This window comes from Enterococcus raffinosus (assembly GCF_001886185.1).
Lineage (GTDB): Bacteria > Bacillota > Bacilli > Lactobacillales > Enterococcaceae > Enterococcus_A > Enterococcus_A raffinosus.
Genome location: NZ_JXLA01000002.1, coordinates 43,309 through 68,907, shown reverse-complemented (window position 1 = coordinate 68,907; position 25,599 = coordinate 43,309). Strand labels below are relative to the sequence as shown.

Annotated in this window: 16 protein-coding genes; 1 reads left to right on the top strand and 15 read right to left on the bottom strand. The window is 39.1% G+C overall.

The window, feature by feature from the left end; genetic code table 11:
- Positions 1–60 precede the first annotated feature (60 nt).
- From RV13_RS01220 to glpO, 3 genes are all read right to left on the bottom strand, one after another.
- Complete coding sequence (locus tag RV13_RS01220) at positions 61–783, bottom strand: MIP/aquaporin family protein (protein WP_010743427.1); 723 nt, start codon at positions 781–783, stop codon at positions 61–63.
- A 94-nt stretch (positions 784–877) separates the two neighbouring features.
- The gene (gene glpK, locus RV13_RS01215) at positions 878–2,386 is read right to left on the bottom strand and encodes a glycerol kinase GlpK (protein ID WP_010743426.1); all 1,509 of its coding nucleotides are present in this window, start codon (positions 2,384–2,386) and stop codon (positions 878–880) included.
- Positions 2,387–2,411: 25 nt separating this feature from the next.
- Positions 2,412–4,217, bottom strand: a complete 1,806-nt coding sequence (gene glpO / locus RV13_RS01210) for a type 1 glycerol-3-phosphate oxidase (RefSeq protein WP_028020695.1) — start codon at positions 4,215–4,217, stop codon at positions 2,412–2,414.
- A 274-nt stretch (positions 4,218–4,491) separates the two neighbouring features.
- On the opposite strand from glpO, the gene RV13_RS01205 reads away from it, so the two are divergent.
- Complete coding sequence (locus tag RV13_RS01205) at positions 4,492–5,907, top strand: phospholipase D-like domain-containing protein (RefSeq protein ID WP_141759754.1); 1,416 nt, start codon at positions 4,492–4,494, stop codon at positions 5,905–5,907.
- An 88-nt stretch (positions 5,908–5,995) separates the two neighbouring features.
- On the opposite strand, the gene RV13_RS01200 is transcribed toward RV13_RS01205, so the two are convergent.
- From RV13_RS01200 to RV13_RS01150, 12 genes are all read right to left on the bottom strand, one after another.
- On the bottom strand, positions 5,996–7,789 hold the full coding sequence (locus RV13_RS01200; RefSeq protein WP_060789062.1) for a heavy metal translocating P-type ATPase: 1,794 nt from the start codon (positions 7,787–7,789) through the stop codon (positions 5,996–5,998).
- A gap of 164 nt (positions 7,790–7,953) precedes the next feature.
- Positions 7,954–8,148: a hypothetical protein gene (locus RV13_RS21640; RefSeq protein WP_051095871.1), complete on the bottom strand. Its 195-nt coding sequence runs from the start codon at positions 8,146–8,148 to the stop codon at positions 7,954–7,956.
- Positions 8,124–8,534 carry a class I SAM-dependent methyltransferase gene (locus tag RV13_RS20650; RefSeq protein WP_051095868.1) on the bottom strand — a complete coding sequence of 137 codons (411 nt, stop codon included), beginning with the start codon at positions 8,532–8,534 and terminating at the stop codon, positions 8,124–8,126. The genes RV13_RS21640 and RV13_RS20650 overlap by 25 nt, the downstream gene beginning before the upstream one ends.
- 179 nt (positions 8,535–8,713) lie before the next feature.
- Complete coding sequence (locus RV13_RS01190) at positions 8,714–9,412, bottom strand: response regulator transcription factor (RefSeq protein ID WP_010743421.1); 699 nt, start codon at positions 9,410–9,412, stop codon at positions 8,714–8,716.
- Positions 9,413–9,422: 10 nt separating this feature from the next.
- Entirely contained in the window at positions 9,423–11,993 is a 2,571-nt protein-coding gene (locus RV13_RS01185; protein WP_060789063.1) for a sensor histidine kinase, read from the bottom strand.
- Between the two features lie 68 nt (positions 11,994–12,061).
- Complete coding sequence (locus RV13_RS01180; protein ID WP_010743419.1) at positions 12,062–12,592, bottom strand: potassium-transporting ATPase subunit C; 531 nt, start codon at positions 12,590–12,592, stop codon at positions 12,062–12,064.
- 34 nt (positions 12,593–12,626) lie between these two features.
- A complete protein-coding gene (kdpB, locus tag RV13_RS01175; protein WP_010743418.1) occupies positions 12,627–14,657 on the bottom strand; it encodes a potassium-transporting ATPase subunit KdpB in 2,031 nt (676 codons plus the stop codon).
- 14 nt (positions 14,658–14,671) lie between these two features.
- Positions 14,672–16,348, bottom strand: coding sequence for a potassium-transporting ATPase subunit KdpA (kdpA, locus tag RV13_RS01170; RefSeq protein WP_010743417.1), 1,677 nt, complete (start codon positions 16,346–16,348; stop codon positions 14,672–14,674).
- 216 nt (positions 16,349–16,564) lie between these two features.
- A complete protein-coding gene (locus RV13_RS01165; RefSeq protein WP_010743416.1) occupies positions 16,565–16,969 on the bottom strand; it encodes a pyridoxamine 5'-phosphate oxidase family protein in 405 nt (134 codons plus the stop codon).
- A 46-nt stretch (positions 16,970–17,015) separates the two neighbouring features.
- Entirely contained in the window at positions 17,016–18,260 is a 1,245-nt protein-coding gene (locus RV13_RS01160) for an MFS transporter (protein WP_010743415.1), read from the bottom strand.
- A gap of 102 nt (positions 18,261–18,362) precedes the next feature.
- A complete protein-coding gene (locus RV13_RS01155; RefSeq protein ID WP_010743414.1) occupies positions 18,363–19,133 on the bottom strand; it encodes a Cof-type HAD-IIB family hydrolase in 771 nt (256 codons plus the stop codon).
- Positions 19,134–19,421: 288 nt separating this feature from the next.
- Complete coding sequence (locus RV13_RS01150; protein WP_060789064.1) at positions 19,422–25,598, bottom strand: SpaA isopeptide-forming pilin-related protein; 6,177 nt, start codon at positions 25,596–25,598, stop codon at positions 19,422–19,424.
- Position 25,599 lies beyond the last annotated feature (1 nt).

Genomic DNA, 25,599 nt, shown 5'->3' with positions numbered 1-25,599 from the left:
AAAAATTGTTCAAAAAATAAACATGTTAGGGTAATAGAAAACCTCTATTACCCTCAATAATTACATTGGTAAAATCATAAACAATAATGCAGCTAAAATACCACCAATAATCGGACCAACAACAGGAACCCAAGAGTACCCCCAATCCGATTCGCCTTTATTTGGAATTGGCAGAAAGGCATGCGCAATCCGCGGACCTAAGTCTCGAGCTGGATTGATAGCATATCCAGTTGTTCCACCTAAAGAAAGTCCAATAACCAAAATCAAAATACCAACAGCGATTGGATTCAATCCATCGCCAAATTTGCTCATGCCAAAAGCCAGTAAGGCAAATACCAGCATAAAGGTTCCGATAATTTCGCTAATTAAGTTGGCGCCTAAACTGCGAATGGCTGGTCCAGTTGAGAACACACCTAAAATAGTCGCTTGATCTTTCGTTTCTTTCCAGTGCGGATAGTAATGAATATATACTAACACTGCTCCGATAATTGCACCGACCATTTGCCCTAAGATATATGGAACAACCATTTCCCAGCCAATTTTTCCGGCAATGGCCATTCCAATCGTCACTGCGGGATTCAAATGGGCAAAGGACATATAGCCAGCCGCGTAAGCACCTATTGTAACTGCGGCCCCCCAGCCTAGAGTGATCGCAATCCATCCTGCACCTTCAGCTTTTGTTTTACGTAAACTTACACCAGCCACGACGCCATCACCTAACAAAACCAAAACCATTGTTCCAATAATTTCACCGATTACCTGCGTTGACATACTCGTGTCCATAAACTCATCCCCTTATAATTTTGTTCCTATAACAGCTGTACAACTATATTTTCTCTCTTAAATATTTATCGCGTTGTACAGCTGATTTAGTTACTTATTTTTCTTTTGGTTGATGTTTATATTGCATCGTTGCTTGAACGGCTTCTTGCCAGCCTTCGTAAAGGTCATCCGTTATCTCTTTATCCATCACTGGTTCATAGCGTTGACCTTCTGAAGCGAATTTTTTGATATCATCAATATCTTTCCAATAGCCGACAGCTAGACCTGCTAAATAAGCAACCCCTAAAGCGGTGGTTTCTAAGTAAGGCGCCCGTTCTACTGGAGTCTGTAAGATATCTGCTTGGAATTGCAGGAGTAGATCGTTTTTCGAAGCGCCACCATCTACACGCAATAATTTAATGTCTGTACCAGAATCCTTATTCATTGTTTTTACAACATCTGCTGTTTGATACGCTAAAGACTCTAATGTGGCACGAATAAAATGTTCTTTTGTTGTTCCGCGAGTCAAACCAAAAATCGCCCCGCGAGCCTGTTGATCCCAATATGGTGCTCCAAGACCAGTAAAAGCAGGAACAACATAGACATTTTCACTGCTGTCTACACGTTTCGCATAATCTTCTGATTGTGGTGCTTTTTGGAACATCCGCAACCCGTCACGCAGCCATTGAATGGCAGAACCAGCAACGAATACACTTCCTTCTAGCGCATAGGTTACCTTGCCATCAATCCCATATCCAATCGTCGTCAATAATCCGCTTTCAGAAAGGATTGGTTCTTCTCCAGTATTCATGACGATAAAGGCACCTGTTCCATAAGTGTTCTTCACCATGCCTTTATCAAAGGCTAATTGTCCGACTAATGCTGCCTGTTGGTCCCCTGCCATACCAGCAATTGGAACTTTATTTCCATAGAAATGGTAATCTGCTGTATGGCCATAAATTTCTGAATTGGATTTTACCTCTGGTAGAATTTCTTTTGGAATATCCAAAAGATCTAGAATTTCTTGATCCCATTTCAAATCATAAATGTTGTACATCATCGTGCGGCTAGCATTGGTATAATCCGAAACATGCACTTCTCCGCCTGTCAGTTTCCACACTAACCAGGTATCGATCGTTCCAAATAGAAGTTCGCCATTTTTTGCCCGCTCACGAGATCCTTCGACATGGTCTAAAATCCATTTTACTTTTGTTGCTGAAAAATAAGAATCAATCAACAAACCGGTTTTCTTTTGAATCATTTCAGAATGGCCTTGTTCCTTCAAGTCATCCGCAATATCACTCGTCTGTTTCGATTGCCACACGATGGCATTATAAATTGGATGGCCTGTTTCTTTCTCCCAAATGACCGTTGTTTCACGCTGGTTTGTTATCCCGATTCCTTCAATTTGATCGGGTTTCAACCCACCTTCAATTAGTGAACCTGCAATAACCGATTGGACCGAGTTCCAAATCTCATTTGCATCATGTTCTACCCAGCCAGGTTTTGGAAAATGCTGCGTAAACTCTTTCTGTGAAGAACTTACCTCCTTACCTGCTTTGTCGAAAACGATTGCCCTGCTTGACGTAGTTCCTTGATCGATTGACATGATATAAGACTCCATGTTCCCACTCCTTTTTATATAATATTTAGTGCTTTTTTAAATCCGTTAATTGAGTTTCCTTGATTTGCTGCTCTAATTCTACTTGGTAGGCCTCTTTTGTTGCCGGTGACCATTCGAAATAGTCCGCCATAGCTTCTACAACAGCATCTTTGATTTCCATCAATCGATGACTGATGAACAGCATATAGTTTGTTCGACGCAATAAGTAATCGACCGGTGTCAGTGTCATCTCCGCTTCCATTGCATAACGCAAGGACATTGACTCTGCCAATGAAAGACCCTTAAAGGTTCCTTCATCCTTCAATGCAAACACTTTTTCTGTATTTGACCCATAAAGCTCAGCCAAAAACTTAGCCTCTTCAGCATTCAAGCCGATACCCTCACCCTTTTTCGCAATATTTTCCAGCTCTTCATCCACATTTTTCGGATCGATTTCGCCACCAGAAACTGGATACTTTTCAGAATCAACCAATTGAAAAGCATCGTCCGCCAAAAGTGAAATAATTTTTTTCATTGCTCCAGTAGCCATCAATCGATAATCCGTCAACTTCCCGCCAGATAAAATCAATAGTCCATCTTTGGCGATGGTCAAATCACTGCCGCGAGAGACGGCTGAAGGATTGTCTTTTGGTTCTTCTTTGGCGGCATCTGTAATCGTTTTTTCTACTTCTGGACGAGACTGTTTCCCGTGAGTATAATCTTCCGCCGCTCGGATGATTTTTTTAAAATTCTCATCGCTGATTTTTCCCTTCACCGTTCCATTATAATCACCGCCAGCGTCACTAATTAAAGGCCGGAGTCCCGCCCACGACGCCTCGATATCTTCAATGGTTAAGTTTGCCTCAGGATAGCGCCGATTGACAATTTTTAACAAATAATCGACATCTTCTTGCTCTACTGTTGGATGATTGAAATCGCCTTGGTAATCCGTATCTGTGGTTCCAAAATAGGTTTTGCTTTCTCTAGGAATCACAAAAACCATCCGACCATCATTTTCACCTGTATCAAAATAAGTTGGTTGAGGCACTTTGAGTTTTTCACCGTCTACAACTAAATGCACACCCTTTGTTGGTCGCATGTGGGGCGTATGATCAATTTCTTTATCTAACTGATTTACAAAATCTGACCATGGCCCAGCAGTATTGATTACTAGCTTACTGTTGATAGTGATGTCTTGATTACTCAGTAGATCGTTCGCCTTCACACCAGAAACTTTTCCTTGTTCATCGTGGAGTATCTCTTCGACCTTTAATCGACTGACAGCAATTGCTCCATCTTCAACGGCACGTTTGATGTTCTCAATAACTAAGCGGGCATCATTATTCCGATAGTCTAAATAAACGCCGCCTCCTAATAAGCCATTCGACTCAAGCTGTGGTTCTCTTTTTAAAATTTCTTCTTTACTCAACATATAGTTGGCGTACTTGCCGCCAGTGATTCCTGCTAAGTGATCATAAAGATCCATCGCTACTTTTACAGAAAATAAATTAAAGGTAGACCCCGGTTCATCATAGATTGGCAGAATCATTGGATCCGCTTTCGGAATATGCGGTGCCACTCCTTGAATAATTGCACGTTCGCTTACCGTATCCGCCACTACCTCGACATCAAAGGTTTTAAGATAACGCAATCCTCCGTGGACTAGTTTTGTCGAACGAGAAGATGTTCCTTCTGCAAAATCCTGCATCTCTACTAATGCGACGGATAGTCCAGAAGCTGCTGCTTGCAAAGCAACGCCTGCTCCAGTGATTCCGCCACCAATGATTACCAGATCAAATGTTTGATCGCTTAAATTTTGAATCATTTTCGATCGCTCTTGAAAAGAAAACATGAATTTACACCTCCAAATAAAATGAATTTATAGATGAACTGTGATGTCACCATCCCCTTCTAAAAAAGCGAAATGTTTTATATTTCAAACTTACAAAATCAGTGTATCATAACGAAAAACGCTTTCAAAAAATTTAGATTGTAAATTATTGCTCAATTAGACCGAAAGACTGTCTTATTTTGCTTACATTGATTTTTTCAAGATTATTCCCTCTAAATTTTTATATGATAAACTGTTTATATAGAGACTGAGGATACGAATGGGGGATCATAGCATGAAGTTCTTTTCTTTGTTCAAAAAAATAGTCATCTTTTTACTTATCTATTTCATTTATTTTGGTCTTTGCGTATGTGTCTACAACCTTCACCAAATAAATTTAGTAGCTAAAGAAGCTGAAAAGGATAAGACTGAACCCTTAAAAGCCCTCTACGCAAAAAAAATTCAAAATGAATCAGTCTGTGTTACGGCAAAGCTTGATCAGGCTTTGGCATTGCGTTGTCAGCTCATAGATAGTGCACAGAGTACCTTATATATATCGCAATATGCGATTTCTGATGATGATAGCGGGCTAATCTTCGTAGGAAAACTTTTAGAGGCCGCAAAACGCGGTGTTAAAATCAAACTGCTTTTAAACGGTCTAGCCACTGAGATGAGTATCACCAGCAGAATCCCTTTTGAAATATTTCGTGATGAAAAAAATATTGAAGTAAAAACCGTGGGTGGTTTAAATCTTTTAAAGCCATGGGAAATCAATAATGTATTACACGATAAGCTAATTTTAGCGGATGATAATTATTTTCTATCCTCTGGAAAAAATATAGGCAATCGTTTCATGTTAAAATCCGAAGATTACGAAGCGACCTATGACTATGATCTAATTATTAAAAAGGATGGTCCTTCATCAAAAAATTCGTTGATTGCTCAAGGAAGAAAATACTTCAACAAGCTTTGGGCTTCTCGCTATAACTATAATCGTTCCCATTCGTCACGCCCTTTTACTGGAAGAGCCTTGAACAACCTGACAAATGAAATTAGAAAGGCGAACAATCGTCATGAAAAAGTATTGCGACAAGAAATTCTTTCAACCTTGGATTTTCATAGGATCAATACAGGGCTGTTACTTCATAATCCTGTCGGCACATTAGTCAAAAAACCATTGCTCTGGAAACAGCTCGTTCGTTATGTAGAAGAATCTGAGAAAGCGATCATTCAAAGTCCGTATGTCATCATCTCTGATAAAATGAAGCACTTTAAAAAGAAACCGCTTCCTAAAGACTTGACCTTGATTACCAATTCTGCAGCGACCTCTCCTAATTTGTTTGCTTATGCTGGTTATTTACATCAGAAGGAGCAGTTAAATAAGCAGATGAACATTTGGGAATATCAGGGCGATGGTTCTCTTCATCATAAAGCTATTTTGCTAAATCAGACGATTGGTGCTGTGGGTTCATTCAATCTAGACTCTCGTTCCGCCTTTTTAAGCAGCGAGAATATGATCTTTATTGATAGCCCAGGTTTTCATGATCAGTTAGAAAAAATCATGCAGGAGTATCAATCAGAAAGTTTGCAGGTCAAAAATTTAACTACTTATAAAAAAAATGAGCTCAAACATCGTATCGTTCATCCAACGAAACAAAAGCTGTTGGATCTGATCAGTAAAATTATAAAACCTTTAGACTTTCTTTTGTGAAGATACGGATTTTCCAAGGAAATTATAAGAGGCGGTCAATTTCGAAAATGAAATCTGGCCGCCTATCTTCTTTTTTTTGTATTACTTACTAATCCTTTCGTGCCCGCAGAGCAGATAAAATGGAAACAGTATCAATAACCTCCTGCAATGCTGCACCAAGTAATGCGGGTATTACCCCTGTGCTTGCAATCAGCATTAATATCACACAAATCACGATACCGATCAACACAGATTGACGAGCAATTCGCATCGTATCTTGTGAGAGTCTAACAGCTTCAGAGACACGAGTTAAATCATCTTTTAAGATTACTGCGTCGGCACTTTCACTAGCAGCAGTCGAACCATGTGCCCCCATCGCAATTCCAATATCGGCGATCGCTAACGCTGGCGCATCATTGACGCCGTCACCTACCATGATACTTGGTCGTTCAGCTTCACTTAACGTTCTTAATACATTGATTTTCTCTTCTGGCAAACACTCCGCATGAACTTCAGAAATGCCAACCTCGCTAGCTATCTTATTTGCAATTGGTTGATGATCTCCAGTTAGCATAATGGTTTTCTCAATACCTAATCTGTTCAATGAGGTGATCGTTTCAGCAGATTCTTCACGCACAATATCAGTGAAGGTGATGTATCCCGCATAGGTATTGTTTATAGAAACATAAACTGCCGTTTGTTCATTGCTCAATTCAACAGGTGCGTCTGCGAACACAGCCTTTCCTACACGAAGTTCTTTTCCGTTAACGCTAGCTTGGATTCCCTGGCCAGTTACTTCTTCCAAATTTGTTACTGGAAATAATGATAGATGGTTTTCTTTTGCGTAGGCAACTAAGGATCTCGCTAGGATATGACTAGAGTCTTGTTCACCACTAGCAGCATAGATCATTAATTCTTCTGGAGAAACCTCGGCTGTGACTACTTTGATTTTTTCTACAGATAATCTACCTTCTGTTAGCGTACCCGTTTTATCAAAAGCAATACTTTTTGCTCGTGCCAGTTTTTCAATGGTCGATCCTGTTTTCACGACAATCCCATTACGACTTGAACGACTCATGCCCGCTACTAGTGCTACCGGTGCTGCTAAAATCAATGGACATGGAGAAGCAACGACCAAGACTTCTGCAAAACGAACAGGGTCTTTTGATACAAACCAAGCAACTCCGCCAATAACATAGGCAATAATTGTAAAAGGAACAGCATAACGATCCGCTAAGCGAACAAAATGAGCTGGTTTTGCCTCAGATTCTTTGACTAGTTTTACCAGTGTCTGATATTGGCTGTCTTTTGCTGCCTTTGTTACTTTAAAACGCAACGCAGCATACCCATTAATAGAGCCTGACATTAACTCGTCGTTGATTTTCTTCTCTATTGGCTTGGATTCACCTGTTAATGAAGATTCATCAACAAAAGATTCTCCTGAAAGCACACGACCATCAACTGGAACCACTTCTCCTGGTTTGACTAAGATGATGTCCCCTACCTGCACTTCTTCAACGGATAAATCGCTTATTCTCTCTCCGTCGATTCGATGAGCCGTTTGAGGAGAATTATCCAAAAGAGAACGTAATTCACGACTAGCTTGATGACTAGCATAATCCTCTAAGCTATCTCCGCCAGTCAACATGATCAAAACCATTAAGCTGGCCCAATATTCACCCACTAGTAACGTAGCAACAATGGCAGTGATCGCCAAAATATCCACTCCATATTTTCCAGAGCGAAGCGTTTCAATCATTCCAATCAGCATAGAAATGGTCATTACGCCACCAACAATCGCAATTAACCAAAAAGCCAACTGATTTTGATGAAAACCAAATTCTAAAATTAATGCTACAATCCCGATCATTACAGTTAACAAAAACTTCTTTACATTACTCATACGAACGCCTCCATTTATCTTCAATATGAGAATATCACTTGAAAATTCTAATTGAAAACAGAAATACCTAAATGAGAAAGATAATCATTAACATCGTCAATCTATTGTGATCAATCAATAATAATTATAATTAAACGCTTTAAATTATTGGCTTGTATAGTTCATTATTCGGTAACAAACCACGGTGTCGTTTGATAAATGTCAACAAGTTCTAGACCTAAATCGTTTTGGTAAGCTCGAAGATACTCCTCTTCTACTAAATTTGGCAGAAAATAGTTTACTTTTGTTTGCTCACAAGCAATCCATAGTTCTCCTTCTGGTGCTAAGATTCTTTTTATTTCAGAAAAGGATTGATCCAATTTTTCCCAATGAAAATGCGTTTGGGAAGCAAATACCAATTCAAAAAATTAGTTGGAAGATCAGTCTCTTCAATTTTTTCTTGTTTAATGATTACATCATCCCTATTTCTTTTTCGGGCTTCTTCTACAGCAGTACTAGAACAATCAATCCCATAAATCGTATTAGTTGGAAAATGTTTGCGAATGAGATTTGTTGAGGCGCCATTCCTGATTCCAATATCTAATACATTTTTTGGGGGATAAACCGTTATATACTTAAATGTCCATTTGACCATGGGCAAATACGCCTGATTCCATATGTTCATCATCCACATACCCAAAATACCAGTAGGATTCTTCGACTGTTCTATCAAGCGTTTGAAGCTTAAAAATAAGACGATTGCCACGATTAATACACTAAAAAAATAAACAATTGTTGCACCTCCATTTATTTTAGTCTACTAAAACTTGAGACACTTAGATAGTTTATTCAAATCCGCTGTTTCTTTTCTAATAAAAGTGATTTTTGTCCGGAAATTCCATTATAAAAAGCCCTTGCATAGCAAGGACTTCGTAAAAGTATTTTCTATTCTTCATCGTCTGTGCGATGATCACGGAGACGATACCCTACTCCAATCTCAGTAATTAAGTATTCTGGCTTAAGTGTATCCGTCTCAATTTTTTTTCTGATATTAGACATATTTACTCGTAAAGTTTGAGAATCATTGCTATAAGGTCCCCAAACTTCGGTCATCAGTGTTTGATAGGTGACGACTTTGCCTAATTCACGAAACATCAAAGCAAGTATGCGATACTCATTTTTCGTTAAGTGAATCTCCCTTCCATCCTTGTACACCAATTGTTTATCAAAATCAATTTTCAATGCATTATTTTCCACTACGGATAAAGTTTCTGGATGAACGTTTTGATGACGGAGGGCTGTCCGAATTCGAGCCAGTAATTCATTCGTTCCAAAGGGCTTTGTGACATAATCATCGGCGCCTAAATCCAACGCTGTTACTTTTTCTTCTTCATTATTTCTAGCAGAGATAATGAGAATTGGCAGGTGCATGCGTTTGCGTAGAATTTTCAATAAATCAATACCATCAATATCAGGTAGTCCTAAATCCAGTAGTACCAGATCAATCGTTGTGGTTTGGAAAGCAGTTAAAGCCTCCATGCCTGTTCGCGCGATTGTCAATTGATACCGCTCTTGACCTAAAACAACTTCCATAAAATCCGTGATATTTGGATCATCTTCAATTAATAATATGGATTGCTTCATTTACTTTCCCTCACTTCAAATAAATTCTTACAAGTGTTCGTCCTTCACCAACGGTCATTTCCATTCTTCCATTGTGGGCGTGGATTATTGTTTTAACAATACTCAAACCGATCCCTAAACCATTTTTTGAATCCACAGGGACTTCATTGGCACTAGATAGATTGGACTGAATTCGTTGAAATTGCTTCATCGGCATTTCACCATAATTTTCTATTTCGAAAACAGTGCCATCCTGCTCATGGTGAACTGTCAGCTTAACGGGGTGATTTTTTTCCCCATGACGGAAGGCATTCTCTACTAAATTAAACAATGCTTGTTCAATCAAAATAGGATCAGCCTGGATGAATACCACCTCTTGTGGCAATTGGATAGTCACTTCTCCCTCTGGATAGACTTTCTTCAAATGCTTGTACACCGCTTCAATAATTTCTTCGACAGGTTCGGCTGTTTTTGTCACCTTCATAGTATCCATATTGATTCGAGTGATGGAAAGAAGATTTTCTACCATTCGAATTAACCATTGTGATTCATCCTGAATATCCTTCAATAATTTCTGACGTGTTTCTTCTTTTAAGTCTTCAGCAGCACCTAAGGTTTCGGCAATTCCTGAAATGACTGTTAAAGGTGTCCTTAAATCATGAGACACTGCTCGTAAGAGATTACTGCGAACCTTTTCTCGTTCATTTTCTCGTTCAACTTTTTCTTTTTCTTCTTTCAGTTCGGTTTGTTCTAAAATGACCGCAATCTGAGTCAATACAAGTTTTAAATAATTGAGCTGATCATTTTCTAGTTCAAGATTAGCCCGTCGTTCAATTCCTAATACTGCCAATGTTTTTCCACTAGCGACGATCGGTAGGTAAAATCCTTTAGCGCCTACCAGAGTATCTGTCCCATTTCCTGCTTCTTTTTGGTTTTTTGCCGACCAAAAAGCGACAGCCGCTTCGTCTTTTTTATTTAATACTGAGGCTTTATCAGCTACGCAATGAACACATTCAACTGTTCCCTTTCGATCAAAAATAATGACTTCTCGTTCTAGCAATCTTGACAAATAGGTGGCTGAGATATCGAGAATCTGTTTGCGGCTCTCCGCTAAAACATATTGTTTGTTCAATTCATAGAGAATTTCCATCTGATGTTCTTTCTCCATGGAACTATCTGCTTGCTTCTTCAAGCGAACCATCAGATTACTGATCATCAGCGCTACCACTAACATAATCAGTAACATGATAGGATAGCCTTGTTTGTATACGGTTAATGAATACAACGGCTCAACAAAAAACCAGTTAAAGGATAGAACACTTAATATGGAAGAAAGGGCGCTCCAAAAATAGCCAGAGGTCGTTCGGGCAACTAATAAAATAAAAAAGATATACATCAGCATCAAGTTTTGGTCACCAACATGAATGTATTGCATCAGTTCTGTGATGATTGTGGCCAGAAATACGCCGCCAACAGCAATGGCTAAATCTTTTCCGCCTCCTTCGATTACTTTCCGCGTCTTGAAGAACAAGGATTGCTTCTCTTCGCTGAATGGAATCAGGTGGAGCTCGGTATCATTCAATCGTTTTAATAATCGATCATCAAATGCTTCAACGAATATTTTTTCATACCACGGCTGACGAAGATTTTTCCCCATGATGATGTCAGTAACACCAGTCATTTTGGCAAATTCCACAATGGTTTCAAAGCTGTCATCCTCCTCAATACTGATCACCTCGGCACCTAACTTTTCGGCTAAAGGAATATTCGTTGGCGTATTTTCCTGCGTACGAATTTGAATGACTGTCCACTCAGCCCCTAAGCCCTGAGCCAACCTGGCAGTCCAGCGTATGCACTTTTCAGTCATTTTAGGAAAGGTGTCATTCACGACTGCCAACAGTTTACTTTGAATCCCGATTGTTTTCCCACTTATTCGATTGATATGGTCCGAAGCTCGTTGAATCGCCAATCCCCGAAGTTGATCAAGCTTTTGTGGGATAAAGAAATTTTGTAACGCTCGTCTTGCATTCTCATTTGCGTATATTTTTCCCTGCTCCAATCGCTCAATCAGTTCATCTGGCTCAACGTCAATGACCTTAATCGTCGCTTGTTGTAAAAAGGTATCGGGAACCGTCTCTTTGACTTCGATACCTGTTACTTCTTCAACAATGTCATTCAAGCTTTCAAGATGTTGAACATTGACAGTGGTAAACACGTTGATTCCAGCCTTCAATAATTCATCTACATCCTGGTACCTTTTTCGATTTCGAGAACCTTCGGCATTAGTGTGGGCCAACTCATCGATCAAAACTATCTCTGGTCTTTGTTTGATGATTTGATCAATATCTGGCTCTGTTAAGATCATTTGTTTGTAGGCGATCTTCTTGGGAGGAATTTGAGGCAAGCCTTCTAACAAGCGATTGGTATCCGGACGATCATGCGGTTCAATGTAACCAATCACTACATTTTTTCCCATTAACTGCAATTCATGAGCTTCTGCCAGCATTCCGTATGTTTTTCCGACCCCCGCTGCAAAACCAAAAAACACTCGGAGTCTGCCACGACGACCATCACCTATTTGCTTCTCTTCTTTGTTTTCCATCACTACACCCCCTTTTTTATACATAATAATTCTCTAGCTGCTAAAAACAGCTAGAGAATTCTCACTGATTATGCTTCTAGTTTATCTAATGCAAGGTTCAACTGCAAAACATTCACATAACTTCGATCAGAAAACCAATCTTTTTGACGATGATCATCAATTAATTCATAAACTTTTTCTTGAGAAAGCCCACGCTCTTCAGAAATTCTAGCGACTTGAAATTTGGCCGCGGCTAAACTTATATCTGGATCAACACCGCTCGCAGAGGCAGTAACGAGGTCATTAGGCACTTCTTTTTCTGATGGATTCTTTGCCAATTCAACCTCAGTTCGCTGTTCAACCAATTGCTTTTGTTCGCTTGAAACAGGTGAAAGCTGGCTAATCTTTTCACTTCGTCCTGAGAAATATTTCTTCTGTTTGAATTCTTGACCAATCAATGATGAGCCGACGACATGGTTTTCTACCTTGACCTGACTCCCATTAGCTTGATTTGAAAAGAATAGCTGCCCTACACCAGTAACAGCTACAGTATAGACACCGCCAAAAATAATTAGACTTAAAATCAAAAAACGCAAACTACCAAATAGGCTTTTTTTCACGTTTATCTCCTCCTCATTTCTATACATTTAGATTCTACAAAATGATTAATGAAAGAACCATGTCGATCAATTTAATGAAAATAAAGGGAGCGATGATTCCTCCCAGACCATAAATCAACAAATTATGACGCAAAATTTGACTAGCAGGTTTTTCTTGATAGTTCACTCCTTTTAATGCTAGCGGAATCAAAGCAACGATAACTACCGCATTGTAAATAACAGCCGATAAGATTGCTGTAAGCGGGCTGCCCAATCCCATGAGATTCAGACGATCTAGTTGTGGATAGATACTATAGAATAAAACAGGTATTACCGCGAAATATTTAGCGATGTCATTGGCGATACTGAAGGTAGTTAATGCTCCTCTAGTCATTAATAACTGTTTACCGATTTGGACAACCTGCAGCAATTTAGTAGGACTCGAATCTAAATCAATCATGTTCCCAGCTTCTTTTGCGGCTTGTGTACCAGTATTCATTGCCATTGCCACATCTGCCTGTGCTAAAGCTGGTGCATCATTTGTACCGTCCCCTGTCATTGCGACGAGGTGCCCTTTTTCTTGATACTCACGAATCAAATCCATTTTGTTTTCAGGTGTAGCTTCCGCTAAAAAATCATCAACCCCCGCTTCAGCTGCGATGGCCGCTGCGGTTAAAGGATTGTCCCCAGTGATCATGATCGTTTTGATACCCATCTTTCGCATATCGGCAAACTTTTCTTTCACTCCGTTTTTCACGATATCCTTCAAATAGACAACCCCTAGAACACGATTGTTTTTTACTACTACTAAGGGTGTCCCACCTGCGCGGGCAATTTTGTCGACAAGGTCATCACATTCAGGAGGATAACTTTCTCCCTTTGATTGTACATATTTCTTCATCGTGTCTGCTGCGCCTTTACGAATTTCATCTCCACGATAATCAATTCCGCTCATTCGTGTCTTCGCACTAAAATCGATGAACTTCACTTCTGATTGTTGAAACGCTCTTTCGCGTAAATTGAAGCGTTCTTTTGCGAGAATGACAATACTTCTGCCTTCTGCCGTCTCATCAGCTAGTGAGGACAATTGAGCTGCATCAGCAAGCTGTTCTTCACTGACCCCATTCACCGGTAAAAATTCACTCGCTCGGCGATTCCCCAAAGTGATGGTTCCTGTTTTATCCAGTAGGAGAACATCGACATCTCCAGCCGCCTCAATCGCACGACCACTCATAGCGATCACATTTTCTTTCGTTAAACGACTCATACCAGCAATTCCGATTGATGAGATCAACGCACCAATCGTTGTTGGCGCCAAACAGATCAACAAAGCTATCACAATAATCATTGAGAGAGCTTCCCCTTTTCCTGAAAGCTGACTACTGAAATCTGTAAATGGAACTAGGGTTATTGAGACCGTTAAAAAGATGATCGTTAAGGTTATCAAGAAAATCTGCAACCCAATCTCGTTCGGTGTTTTTTTTCGTTGTGTTCCTTCAACCATTGCAATCATTTTGTCTAAGAAAGATTGGCCATTTTCCGAAGTTACACGAATCACTAAATAGTCTGATACAACTGTGGTACCGCCAGTGACGGCACTGCGGTCACCGCCAGACTCTCGAATAACCGGTGCAGATTCTCCAGTAATTGCACTCTCGTCAACGGAAGCAGCCCCCTCAATGACATCTCCGTCAGCAGGAATCTGTTCTCCTGATCGGACATAGACCAAGTCTCCGCGTTTCAAATCTGATGAACGCAATTCTATAAAGTTCTCTTCTCTGATATCCTCCAGACTGTTTATTTTATAGGTCATAACTTCTTTTTTTGCTTGCTTCAAGCTATCTGCCTGCGCTTTTCCTCGTCCTTCTGCAACAGCCTCTGCAAAATTCGCAAAGAGTAAGGTCAGCCAAAGAAAAATAGTGACAGCGATACTGAACCATATTGGAACTCCAGTTGGATAAAAACATAAGAGCGTTGTGAGAACTGCCCCCAAGTAAACAACAAACATAACTGGATTTTTGATCTGCTGGCGAGGATTTAATTTTTTAAAAGATTGTCCTGCTGCCCATTGATAGATTTTCTTCATTTTATTCACTCCATCTATTTCATCGTAAAGAATTCCGCGATTGGACCAAGTGCCAATACTGGCAGAAAACTTAGCGCTCCGATCACTAAAACAACAATAATTAGCATAGATACAAAAGTTGGACTAACTGTTGACAACGTTCCTGAACTTAATGCAGCTTTCTTCTTGCTTCCCATATTCTCAGCTAGAAGTAAGATAGCGATAATTGGTAAATATCTTGAAATAGCCATCATTAGACTGCCCAAAATATTTATGAACGAGTGATCTGCCAGTAAACCGGCAAAAGCACTTCCATTATTATTGGCTAAGGATGTTGCCCCATACAATAGTTCACTGAAGGCGTGGGGACCGCGATTAGTTAACCATGCCTCAACCTCTGGATGTAAAACCAAAGCCATTGCGCCAAAAAGAGTTAACATTAGCGGTGTTAGAATGACCAAGCTAGCCATCTTTATATCGAAAGCTTCAATTTTTTTACCTAGGTATTCTGGTGTTCGGCCCACTAAGAGACCGGCAATAAAGACTGCCAATAATAGAAAAGCCAACATGCCATAAAGACCACTGCCGACACCACCAAAAATAATTTCTCCTAATTGCATCAAAAACATCGGGATAGCTCCACCAAGCGGCGTGAAGCTATCTAGCATCGCGTTCACAGAACCGTTTGATGCTGCGGTGGTTGAGACTGACCACAGGCTGGACCACCCAACACCGAAGCGAACTTCTTTTCCCTCTAAATTCGTAGAGCCAACAACGCGTGCTATTTCTGGACCATAGTATTCACTGATAGCAACACCTATGAAGGCAAATAAAAGAAAGAACAAGGAGACTATCATAATTGTTCGGCCTTGCTTCCAATCCTTGACCCAAAATCCAAAAGCAAAAATCAACGCGGCTGGAATCAATAAAATCGCAATATTCTCGATGAAATTTGAAAGGAGCGTTGGGTTTTCAAAAGGATAAGCCGAATTTGCACCAAAGAAACCACCACCGTTTGTTCCTAATTGTTTTATTGCGACTTGACTAGCGACAGGGCCTAAATACAGCCATAGATTTTTCCCTTCTAAACCCTGATAAGCAACCCCTGATTTGAACGATTGGATCGTTCCTTGTGAAATCAAGACAATTGAAAAAAGAAACGCTAACGGAAGCAAAATATACACCAGGCTGCGTGTCAAATCTTGCCAAAAATTTCCAAGTGCTTTTCGTTTTACTTGCGATATTCCTCGAAACAAAGCGATTAATACAGATAAACCAACACCCGCAGAAACAAAGTTTTGAACGGTCAAACCGAACATTTGAGAAGCGTTTGATAAAGTTGTTTCTCCCGCGTATGCCTGCCAGTTCGTATTCGTTACAAAACTAACTGCTGTATTTAAAGCAAGAGGAAAGGATAAATTTTTTACTGCTGATCCTCCAGGCAAGAAATGCTGCGTCATTAAAATAAGAATAAGTAATAGAACCGAGAAAATACTCAGTACGATCACATTTAAAGCATATCGTTTTGCAGTCATTTCTTTTTTACTAATAGGACCAATGACTTTATAAAATAAACGTTCTACAGGCTGCAAAAAGCGCACACCTCTAGGTACTCTTCCTTGCATTATTTCTTTGATATACCACCCTAGCGGCAGAGCTAGGGTTAATAGAAGAAACAAGAAAAATAGCCCTTGATAGATAATACTACTCATAACTCTTCCCCCTTAAATAAAAACCAGAAAAGATAGATCATTAGTAAGAACCCAATCATTCCTAAAATAATTGTCATTTAAATTCTCTCCTTTTCAAAATGGCCTACCATTGTGACCGCTATTTACTACTTTTTAAGCATAAAAAAAAGACCTAAAGATAGTGTGAAACTTTCGCCCGTTTCTTTACACTATCTTTATATGGTCTTTTTTTGTCTCTTAAAACGTAAGAACGTTGAAATTCTGGTAAAACTCTCCTTCAATAATAGTGAATTTCAAAACTGTAAAATCCGGTAATCCGCCGCCTTTTTCATAGTAAATATCGTAACTTTCCTGCCAAAATTCTCTTTTATCCTGTTCTTCACTTAATACTTCCATCTCTCCAATCAAACTAACTCCAGTAAAAGTCTTCCCATCATAAAAGTACAAGCAAGCTTTAGGGTTTTCTAGAAGCTGATGGACTTTATTGGAAGAAGTATTGGTATGAAGATACAGCTGATTATCTTCAATTTTTATCGGCTTCAGCATCGCCCGGATCATTGGGTAGCCATTTTCTGTAATCGATCCTAGAAAACAAAACGGCTGCGTCTCAATCAATTTCGACCATTCTGCTCTAAACTCCATCTTTATTCTCCTTTTTTCTCTTGACGTGTGAAAGAGTGTATCAATTCTAATCTTTTGCCGTATAAATGTCACTCTCTTTAGTCTCTCTGAACATCATAAAGCAAGCTCCTGAAATCAACAAAACCAGCCCGCTGATTAAAAGTAGGGGAACAAAAACACTGTCTGTCGTATTTCTGAAGATTAGTCCCATCAGTAATTGGCCCAAAGGAACCGCACATTGTGCAACTGCGATAATTGTTGCCATCACTTTCCCCAAGTTTTCCTTAGGAGTAATTCGCTGCACAATGGTGATCAGATAAATTGAAATCGCGCTGAGCATCATTCCGATAATGATTTCCATGACGAGCACAACCATAAAACCAACCCCAATACTCGTCATACTCAATAAGAGATTCATGAGTATCAATAGAATTCCTGAGAGCGTAAACACCCGATAAAAATTATTGAATTTTATATTTTTCGTTAACTGCCCCGCAAAAATGGCTCCAATAATACTAGCGAAACTAAAGACTCCCATGCCGATTCCATACATGGTGTCATTTACCTGAAGCGTCATTCGTAAAATAACTGGAAGTCCAACAATAAAGAAAGAAGTTAAAACAAAATTGATCGCCGCTGCGATAGTGATTGATTTGAAAATCACTTGATTGTTCTTAACTTCCTTGAATCCGTCCTTTAAATCGGCTGTTAAAATCTGCATAATGGTACCGGATGACTGCTTGCGTTTTTCAAATGGAATCTTTAAAAAGCTCTCGATAATCGCAGCTATTATGAAAAAGAGAATACTACTGGCAACCAGCAGTTTAGCACCCATGACCCCATAGAAAATACCGCCAATAATCGGTGCGACAACATTCGATAACTGTAAAATACCATTTGATAATCCATTGATTTTTTCCAGTTCCTCCTCTTCTACCAATAAAGGGATACTCGCACCCACTACTGGTGTATCAAAACTGCCAACAATCGTTAAAATAAAGATCAAAACACCAATACCTAAAATTGATTCAGTTGTTCCGACCACTAGAAAAAGTAACCCTGCAATAATCGCATTGGCGACATCCATCAAAACCATTAAGAGCTTTCGATCGAATCGATCCGCAATTGCCCCACCAATCGGCGCAAACAAGACTGGAATACTGGAAATGGCTAATACTGTAGCAAAAATATCGGCCCTTCCTGTTACATCTAAAACAAATAATGACAATGCAAAACGCAAGATTGCTCCACCAAATACAGAGATAAATTGCCCTAACATCAAATAGCTAATATTCTTTTTATTTCCCTTCACACTCTTTCCTACTCTCTTTCGTTGATAGATTTATCTTAACGAATTCTTAATTTATCAACATCCGTCTAAAGTCTCATTCTCTTCTAATCCTATCTCATAATTTTATGAAATTAGACCATAGTATTTTAATCCCTCGATAACACCATTCGTTGATGTTGCGATATAAGAAGACTGCCGCTTCAACTGCTCTGTGCTATGGGACATCGCGACACCAAAATCAACGAGTTGAAACATACTAATATCATTATTTTGATCACCAAAAGCATAGGTTTCAATTTGACTATCTCTCAAGGAAGTCAATAAGCTTTTGATCGCCGTTCCTTTTGAAACATTTTTTGGCAATACATCAATCGCCAAAGGCGCAAAACGGACGAGATCAGCGATAGCACCCAGCTCTTCACGAATTTTTTCTTCCATTTCGGCATTTAGATAGAGATTCATAAAATTGACAGGATTCGACTGATAAAAGTCGGCAACCACCGGAACTTCTGAAATCCCCATATGAGCAACATGTTCCTCAACTACCTCTGAAAACTGAGTTATTGCATAGCCTCGCTGATTAAAGTAACCTGCCGACAGTTGATATTTTTTTGCAATCGCTAAAATAGCTTCGACTTCTCCAATGGTAAACGTCATATTCTGGATGGTTCTTCCTGCAGAATGTACATAGCAGCCATTCGATAAAATGTAATGCTCTACTCGAAGTAAATCTAGCAGCCCTTTTACTTCATAACGACTGCGACCTGTAGCGATAATCGGTAAGACATCATTTTTCTTGAGGTCGTTAAATGCGGTAATTATTTCTTGCCCTACCTGTAAACTTCCACCTGAACATAAGGTGCCATCTAAATCAAAAAATACCATTTTTTTCATACTTCTCTTCCTCCAAAATAATTATTTAAAGGACGCATCGACTTTTCCACGTACAAAAAAAGGGGAAAAGTCAGTGCATCACAAATACACTGAACCTTTCCCCTCGGATCTTTTTTATCAATAGGTGCCTTCTGCATATGGCAAAAGATGAAGCCCTCGGTCACAGTCCTCTTTAAGCGGAACCCTAGCTCCAGTTTTCCAGTTCATCAAACATAATACCATGATTTTTTTACTATTAACAACGAAAAAAAGACCTAGACAGCGAATTTGCTGCCTAGATCAATAGGTTTACTTATTTCTTCTTCTGAAATAAATAGTGCCAGCTATGATGATCACGGCAATTCCTGCAATAAGTAACCACGGATTGCGTGTGTCATTCGTTTTCGGATAACTTCCTGTTGTTGTTTCCGAATCTTTGTTAGAAGGTTTTGATTTGTTCATAGATGTTGGAATATTCGTTTTCTTCGCAACTTCTTCATTCACAAATTTACCTAAATCAAGCGTTTCTGGTCTACCTTGCTTAGAAGAAGTAATCGTGAATTTCCGTTTTTCACTACTAATCTCATAACCATCTGGGGCTTTTTTCTCAGCAAAATAGTAATCGCCTGGTGAAAGCTTATTCACTGCAACCTGCCCCTTTTGATCAGATGTGTAGTCTCCGATATGTTCCCCATCAGAATGATAGAGTCCAAATACTGCACCGGTTAGTTCCTTGTTTAAAGGAGAGACTTTTTGTAATTTCACCGAACCTTGATAATTGATAAAATCAGCTAAGGTGATCGTCTCAGGTTTTCCGGAAGCTTTATCAGAAACAGTAAAGGTAACTTTTTGCTTATTTAATAAATAATTTGTCGGTGCTTTCGTTTCAACAAGTTGATACTTACCGGGGTTCAGTCCATTAGCATAGATTTTCCCATCTTTGTCTGAAATGAGCTTCTTGGTTTCTTTCCCGGCTGAATTTAGGATTGTTTGTACCTTACCTTCAGTGTCTTGAATTTCGAATTCTGCACCACTTAATATTTTTCCATCTTCGTTTTTCTTTGTTGCTAAAACAGCTCCTTTGTAATTTACAAAATCGCCTAAAATTACTTTATCTGGTTTGCCTAATTGTCCGGTAATTTCGAATGGATGAGGTTTGGTGTCTAAGATATAGCCTTCAGGTGCCTTCGTTTCGACGAGCACATATTGACCTTCGTTCAAACCTTGGAAATATATTTCACCCTTTTCATTTGTTATGATAGTGCTGTTTTCGTAATTTTTTCCATCGCGATCTTTAACTACCACAGGGTCGCCCGTCGGCTTGTCACCATCAGCTTTATAGATCTGATATTCTGCACCCTGCAAGGCTTTCTTCTGCTCATTCACTTTTCGACCGATGACACCCGATTCATAATTTTCAAAATCTAGATTGTCTATCGTAGGATCTTGATCGTTGTTCTCCTGAACGACAAAATAAATCGGTTGTTTATTTAGAATATAGCCAGGAGCCGGTTTCGTTTCCTTTAACATATACTCTCCTGCACCTAAACCTGAAATATCCAAAATACCATTTTCAGGAGTCAAAATTGTTCTTACATGCTTTTGCTCGCCATTTTCAATATGGTATAGTTCAAATTCCGCTCCAGCGATAGAATCGCCTTCACCGACTTTCGTAATCTGAGCCTTTCCGCGGAAATTCTGGAAATCTCCCAACTTCTCCAATTCAGGAGCATCTTCAGCTCGATCTGAAATTTCAACCTTAATTAAAGCTGGGTTGATTACATAGTTTGTCCCATCAGTGACAGTCGGCGCTTTCGTCTCTTGATAATAATACGTACCTGGTGCCAAGTTAGTAAATGTGACCTTTCCATCTTTATCACTTTTGACTTTTTGTTCAACGGTCACTTTATCCTCTTGATAAAGAGTAAATTCCGCTCCAGCTAAACCATCCCCATCAGTATTGCGTTTGACGATTTGGAAGGCACCTTTATAATTGATGAAATCAGGTAGTTTAACTACTGATACTTTTCCTTTATGTGAAGCATCGATGGTAAATAAGAGTTTCATTTCATTCAATAAATAACCATCTGGCGCTTTCGTTTCCACAAAAGTATAATTACCCGGTGCTAAATTATCAACATGTACTTTCCCGTTTTTATCAGATGTAATCGGTTCTTGATTGACCTTTTTCCCTTCAGTGTCTAGCAAGTCAAATTCCGCACCCTCTAATACTTTGCCAGATTTGTCCTTCTTCACAAATTCTACTGAACCTTTATGGTTTGCCAACTCCAGTGGTGAACCATCCGCCTGAGTCGTGACCGTTTTAGGTTTATCGTGAGACGTCTCATCAATGGTGAAGGGAATTTCTGAACTGTTAAGGATATAGCCATCTGGTGCTTTCGTTTCTACAAATTTATAATCGCCAGGAGACAATCCCGTAATCGTTACTTTTCCATCATCTTGTGAGACTATAGGTTCAGAATTCACTTTTTTTCCAGTACTGTCTATCACATCGAACATCGCTCCAGCTAAAGGATTTCCTGTGCTGTCCGTTTTCAAAAGCTCTGCAGATCCTTTGTAATTCTTATAATTTAAATGGATCGTTGGTATTTGATGATCGCTATTTCGATATACAACAAAATTAATTGGGGTGTTGTTCAATACATAACCCGTTGGCGCCTCAATCTCAGTAATCCGATACAATCCTAAGGGTAAACTATCGATCTCTAAAACTCCATCGCTGTTTAACCGATCAGGATCTAACGCTACAGGTTCCCAAAGAGCATGATTGGGCATCAAATTGCTAAAGTGTTCTAGCTTAAAGCGTGCTCCTGTTTGGATATCGTCATCAAACTTAATTGGATTTCCTTGTTCATCCGTCTTTTGTAAAATAACCTTATTTCGTTCATTTGGAATGGTTAATGGTGCCGCGTTTTCCGTTGAAGTCTTATCATCAATAGTAATTCGTCGTCCATCTACCAAATCATCTGAAATCGTGAAGCCTTTAGGGGCAGCCGTTTCAAATAAGAGATATTCGCCATAAGGGAGATTTCCAAAGGTAATTTGTCCATTATCATCTACTTTTCCTTCACGCAGCAGTTGGGTCTTTGTCGTGTTCCAAAGTTCAAACTTAGCACCAGCCAAAGGCGTCTTGCCATCTGCTTCTGTTTTCTGGATAACCAATTTCCCTTTTTTTCCAGTTGCAGAACCACCACTATGATTGATTTCTACTGTGACATCTTGTCCATCTCCCCCTGAAATGGTTTGTTCATTATCTCCCGATACAGTTATTTTATTGGAAACTGTATCTTTGCTGCCACTTGCAGAGGAATTAATGTAACTGCGATATTCTAACTGATAGGCCGTTTCAATTTTATTAGTAAGTTTGATTGTTAATGTTTGCTTTCCAGTCTCGTTATCCGTTATTACTTCTACGGTGTAGTCTGTTTTTGGCTTTAAAGGTTTGTCGTAATTAGGGGTAATAGTTCCATCTTCTGCGACAGTAGTCTCGTATAATTTTATCGAGTCTTGATCAATCACTTGATTATCTGAAGGCTCATCCTTGATCACGACATGATCCAACGTTGACTGTGAAGGATTTATAACCGCTTGCCAATTCACATAATCCGGATCTTCACTATCCTGTGCGCCCGTTTTTTGAACATATTTTCCACCATTTTTGATACCAACCTCGCCGATAACATCTCGTTCATCATCATTGTTTACATAATTTGCGACGTTCGTATATTGATTTGAACCTTCAATAATTTTTCCTTCAACTGATGTCTCAAATTCGATTAAATAAGTGTTATCTACATTATTTGGAAAATCAATCTGTAGTGTTTGGTCATTTGAGCTGTTAGGTTCATCAATGCTTTTCATCTCATCATTTACTATTTTTTCCGGTTGCTTCTTCACTACCGTACCATCTTTATTCACTTCAGCCTCATAGATTTTTAGTGAACCATCGATGTAGTCTTGATTTTCTTTTATTTCATCTTTTAACTGTGCATTAACTAAAATATTCCGACTGAGGTTGACTGCTATTGTCCAAGTAATATGTTTTGTTTGCGCGTTATATGTCCCGCTTTTTTGGGCATTTAACTGAAAGGGATCATGTGGCTTAAAATCTTTGTCATCATCTGACTGATGCTTATTACCATGTTCATCTTCCCAATCGGCTTGCATATTATTTTTGAATCGGTCCATAGATGGGTTCGTAGGATCTAGCAGACTGACATCGAAATTAGTGTGGTAAGTAATCTCTAATTCAGATTCTGTTGGGTTATAGTCTCCTTTAAAAACAACCTTAAATCCAACTTCATTTTGTCCAGAACTATCTGTCAACAATTCAAGATCATAGTCCTTTCCAGGAACTAAAACTTTGTTTGTAGTAACATCGCGAATTTCAAAATCCGGTGTCAAATCTTCTTTGATTGCCATCGATAATCCGGGAACAGGGTCATAAGTGTCTGTTAGTACTAGATTTTCCATATGGTAATGATTTTTATTGACCGCAATTTTCCAACCGACTTTCTTGTCCGCATAGTTTACATCTGTAATGTCTTTAATAACATTTTGTTGTTGAGCGGTTCCTTTGTCTCCATCAGTTTGTCCAGTGCCAGTAGAAACATTGTTGCTTACCTGTGTTGGGTCAGTGACAAGTCCATTAACTTTTGTTTTGTATTCGACCCGTATTGCGCCATCCACATCGTCAAGAAATTTTATTACAAAACCTTCGCCATCAGGATTGGGTTCTAACGTATAATCTTTCCCTTCGATTAATGGATCCCCCTTAACTTCTTTTCCTTTCTCATCAAAAGTAATCGGATAAAGCTTTACAGAATCATCAACAAGATCCATGTTTTTACTAATCGTATCTGTTATAACTGCGGAATCCTTCGAAATTTTCTTTTCATTATAGTTGTACTTAATTGCCCAATCGAATTCCTGTTTATTCGGATCGTAGCCGACCATATTCTTTTCAATAGGTTTTCCAAAATTATTTGTTACGGTTGCCTTTGCATCAATTCCATCATCGTTGTTCTTATCTGTTAATTGAGCATTATTAGTGAAACTAACTTTTCCACCATTCTCTGGTTTTGCAGAATCACTGATGTCTGTTTGATAGACTAAGCGATACGCTTTGTTCGTTTCGCCAAGAATTGTGACATTTCCATTTTTGTCGACTTTATACTCATTCGGATTTAGTTCTCGTCCGACTTCTTTAACAGTCCCATCAAGATTCATTTCCAATTCCATTACTTTCACCGATTTGTACTCAATTCCTGTCGGCCAATTTTCAGTGATGCTTGGTTCATCTAAATGATTCATTCCCTGGTTAAAATCAACTGTCCAAACAACTGTGCTTGGATTTGGTGTACGATCGAAATGACCTTTTTTATCAATAGATTGATCCGTGTTGGGACGAATCTCAATATTAACGGGTGGCAGATCGTCCTCTACTGGATAATGAATCGTGATGTCTCCTGGACCATCAATGTGCTCCTTTTTAAATTCTGTATCAAAAAAGAAACTTCCATTAATATCACTTTGATTATTGACCTCATCTGTAAATTCAAAACGAATGTTTCCATCGGTATCTATTGTATACTTTGCATATACTTCCCCGTCGTTATTTTTAAGTTCTCCAGACTGCGTCTGTTTTGGTTTCAGTTCATCAGGTAGCTTGAAATCAAAATAATCTCCTGGTTCAATTTGCTGGCGAACGTCTTCTGGAATACTCCAAGAATAGAAAATGCGTACTGTCGTATCGGCAGTTACTGGCGGCTCAACCACATCTCCATTTTCATCCAAATAAACAAGTTTGGATTCAGTTAAGATCGTTCCATTTCCATTTGGAAAATAGTCACGGATATCTGTTGGTTCATCTGCTTTTGCTGATTTTTCCTTTGTATCTGCAGTTGACGCTTCTGTACTTTGAAGAGTCTCGCTCGCTTCTGAGTTCTCGTTTTCCTGTTTTGAAGAATCAATTTCTGTCGTGCTTTCCTTACTGATTGCCTTTGAATTTTCGGTAGTTTCTTCTGAAGATTCCTCGGTTTGTGACATACTTGTTTGTCCAAATGTGTAAGTCAGCTTCTGATCTTGAACACTGATATCTACAGAAGACAGGTCTTTGGTATCTTTTAGGGTTAAATGTATAACACCACTTCCAGTCGATTGAGTAGGAACAATAATTGACTGTTCATTCTCTACTGTTAATGGTATGCGCTGATCATCTTGCTCTAGGACAGCCTGTTGAATTACAGGTTGTGATACTTGTACTTTTTCATTTTCTTGTCCACTTCTTGTCATAATCTGCAGATCTAATTGGTCATCCGTTTTTCCTTTACTTATTTTTTCAAGTTTCAAAAACGGTTGATCATTCGACTCTGCAAAAACAGTGAGTGAAGTTAATGTGTTAACTAATATTAAGACCGTCATAAAAATATGAAGGAACTTATTGCAGCTTTTTTTTCTTTGCATT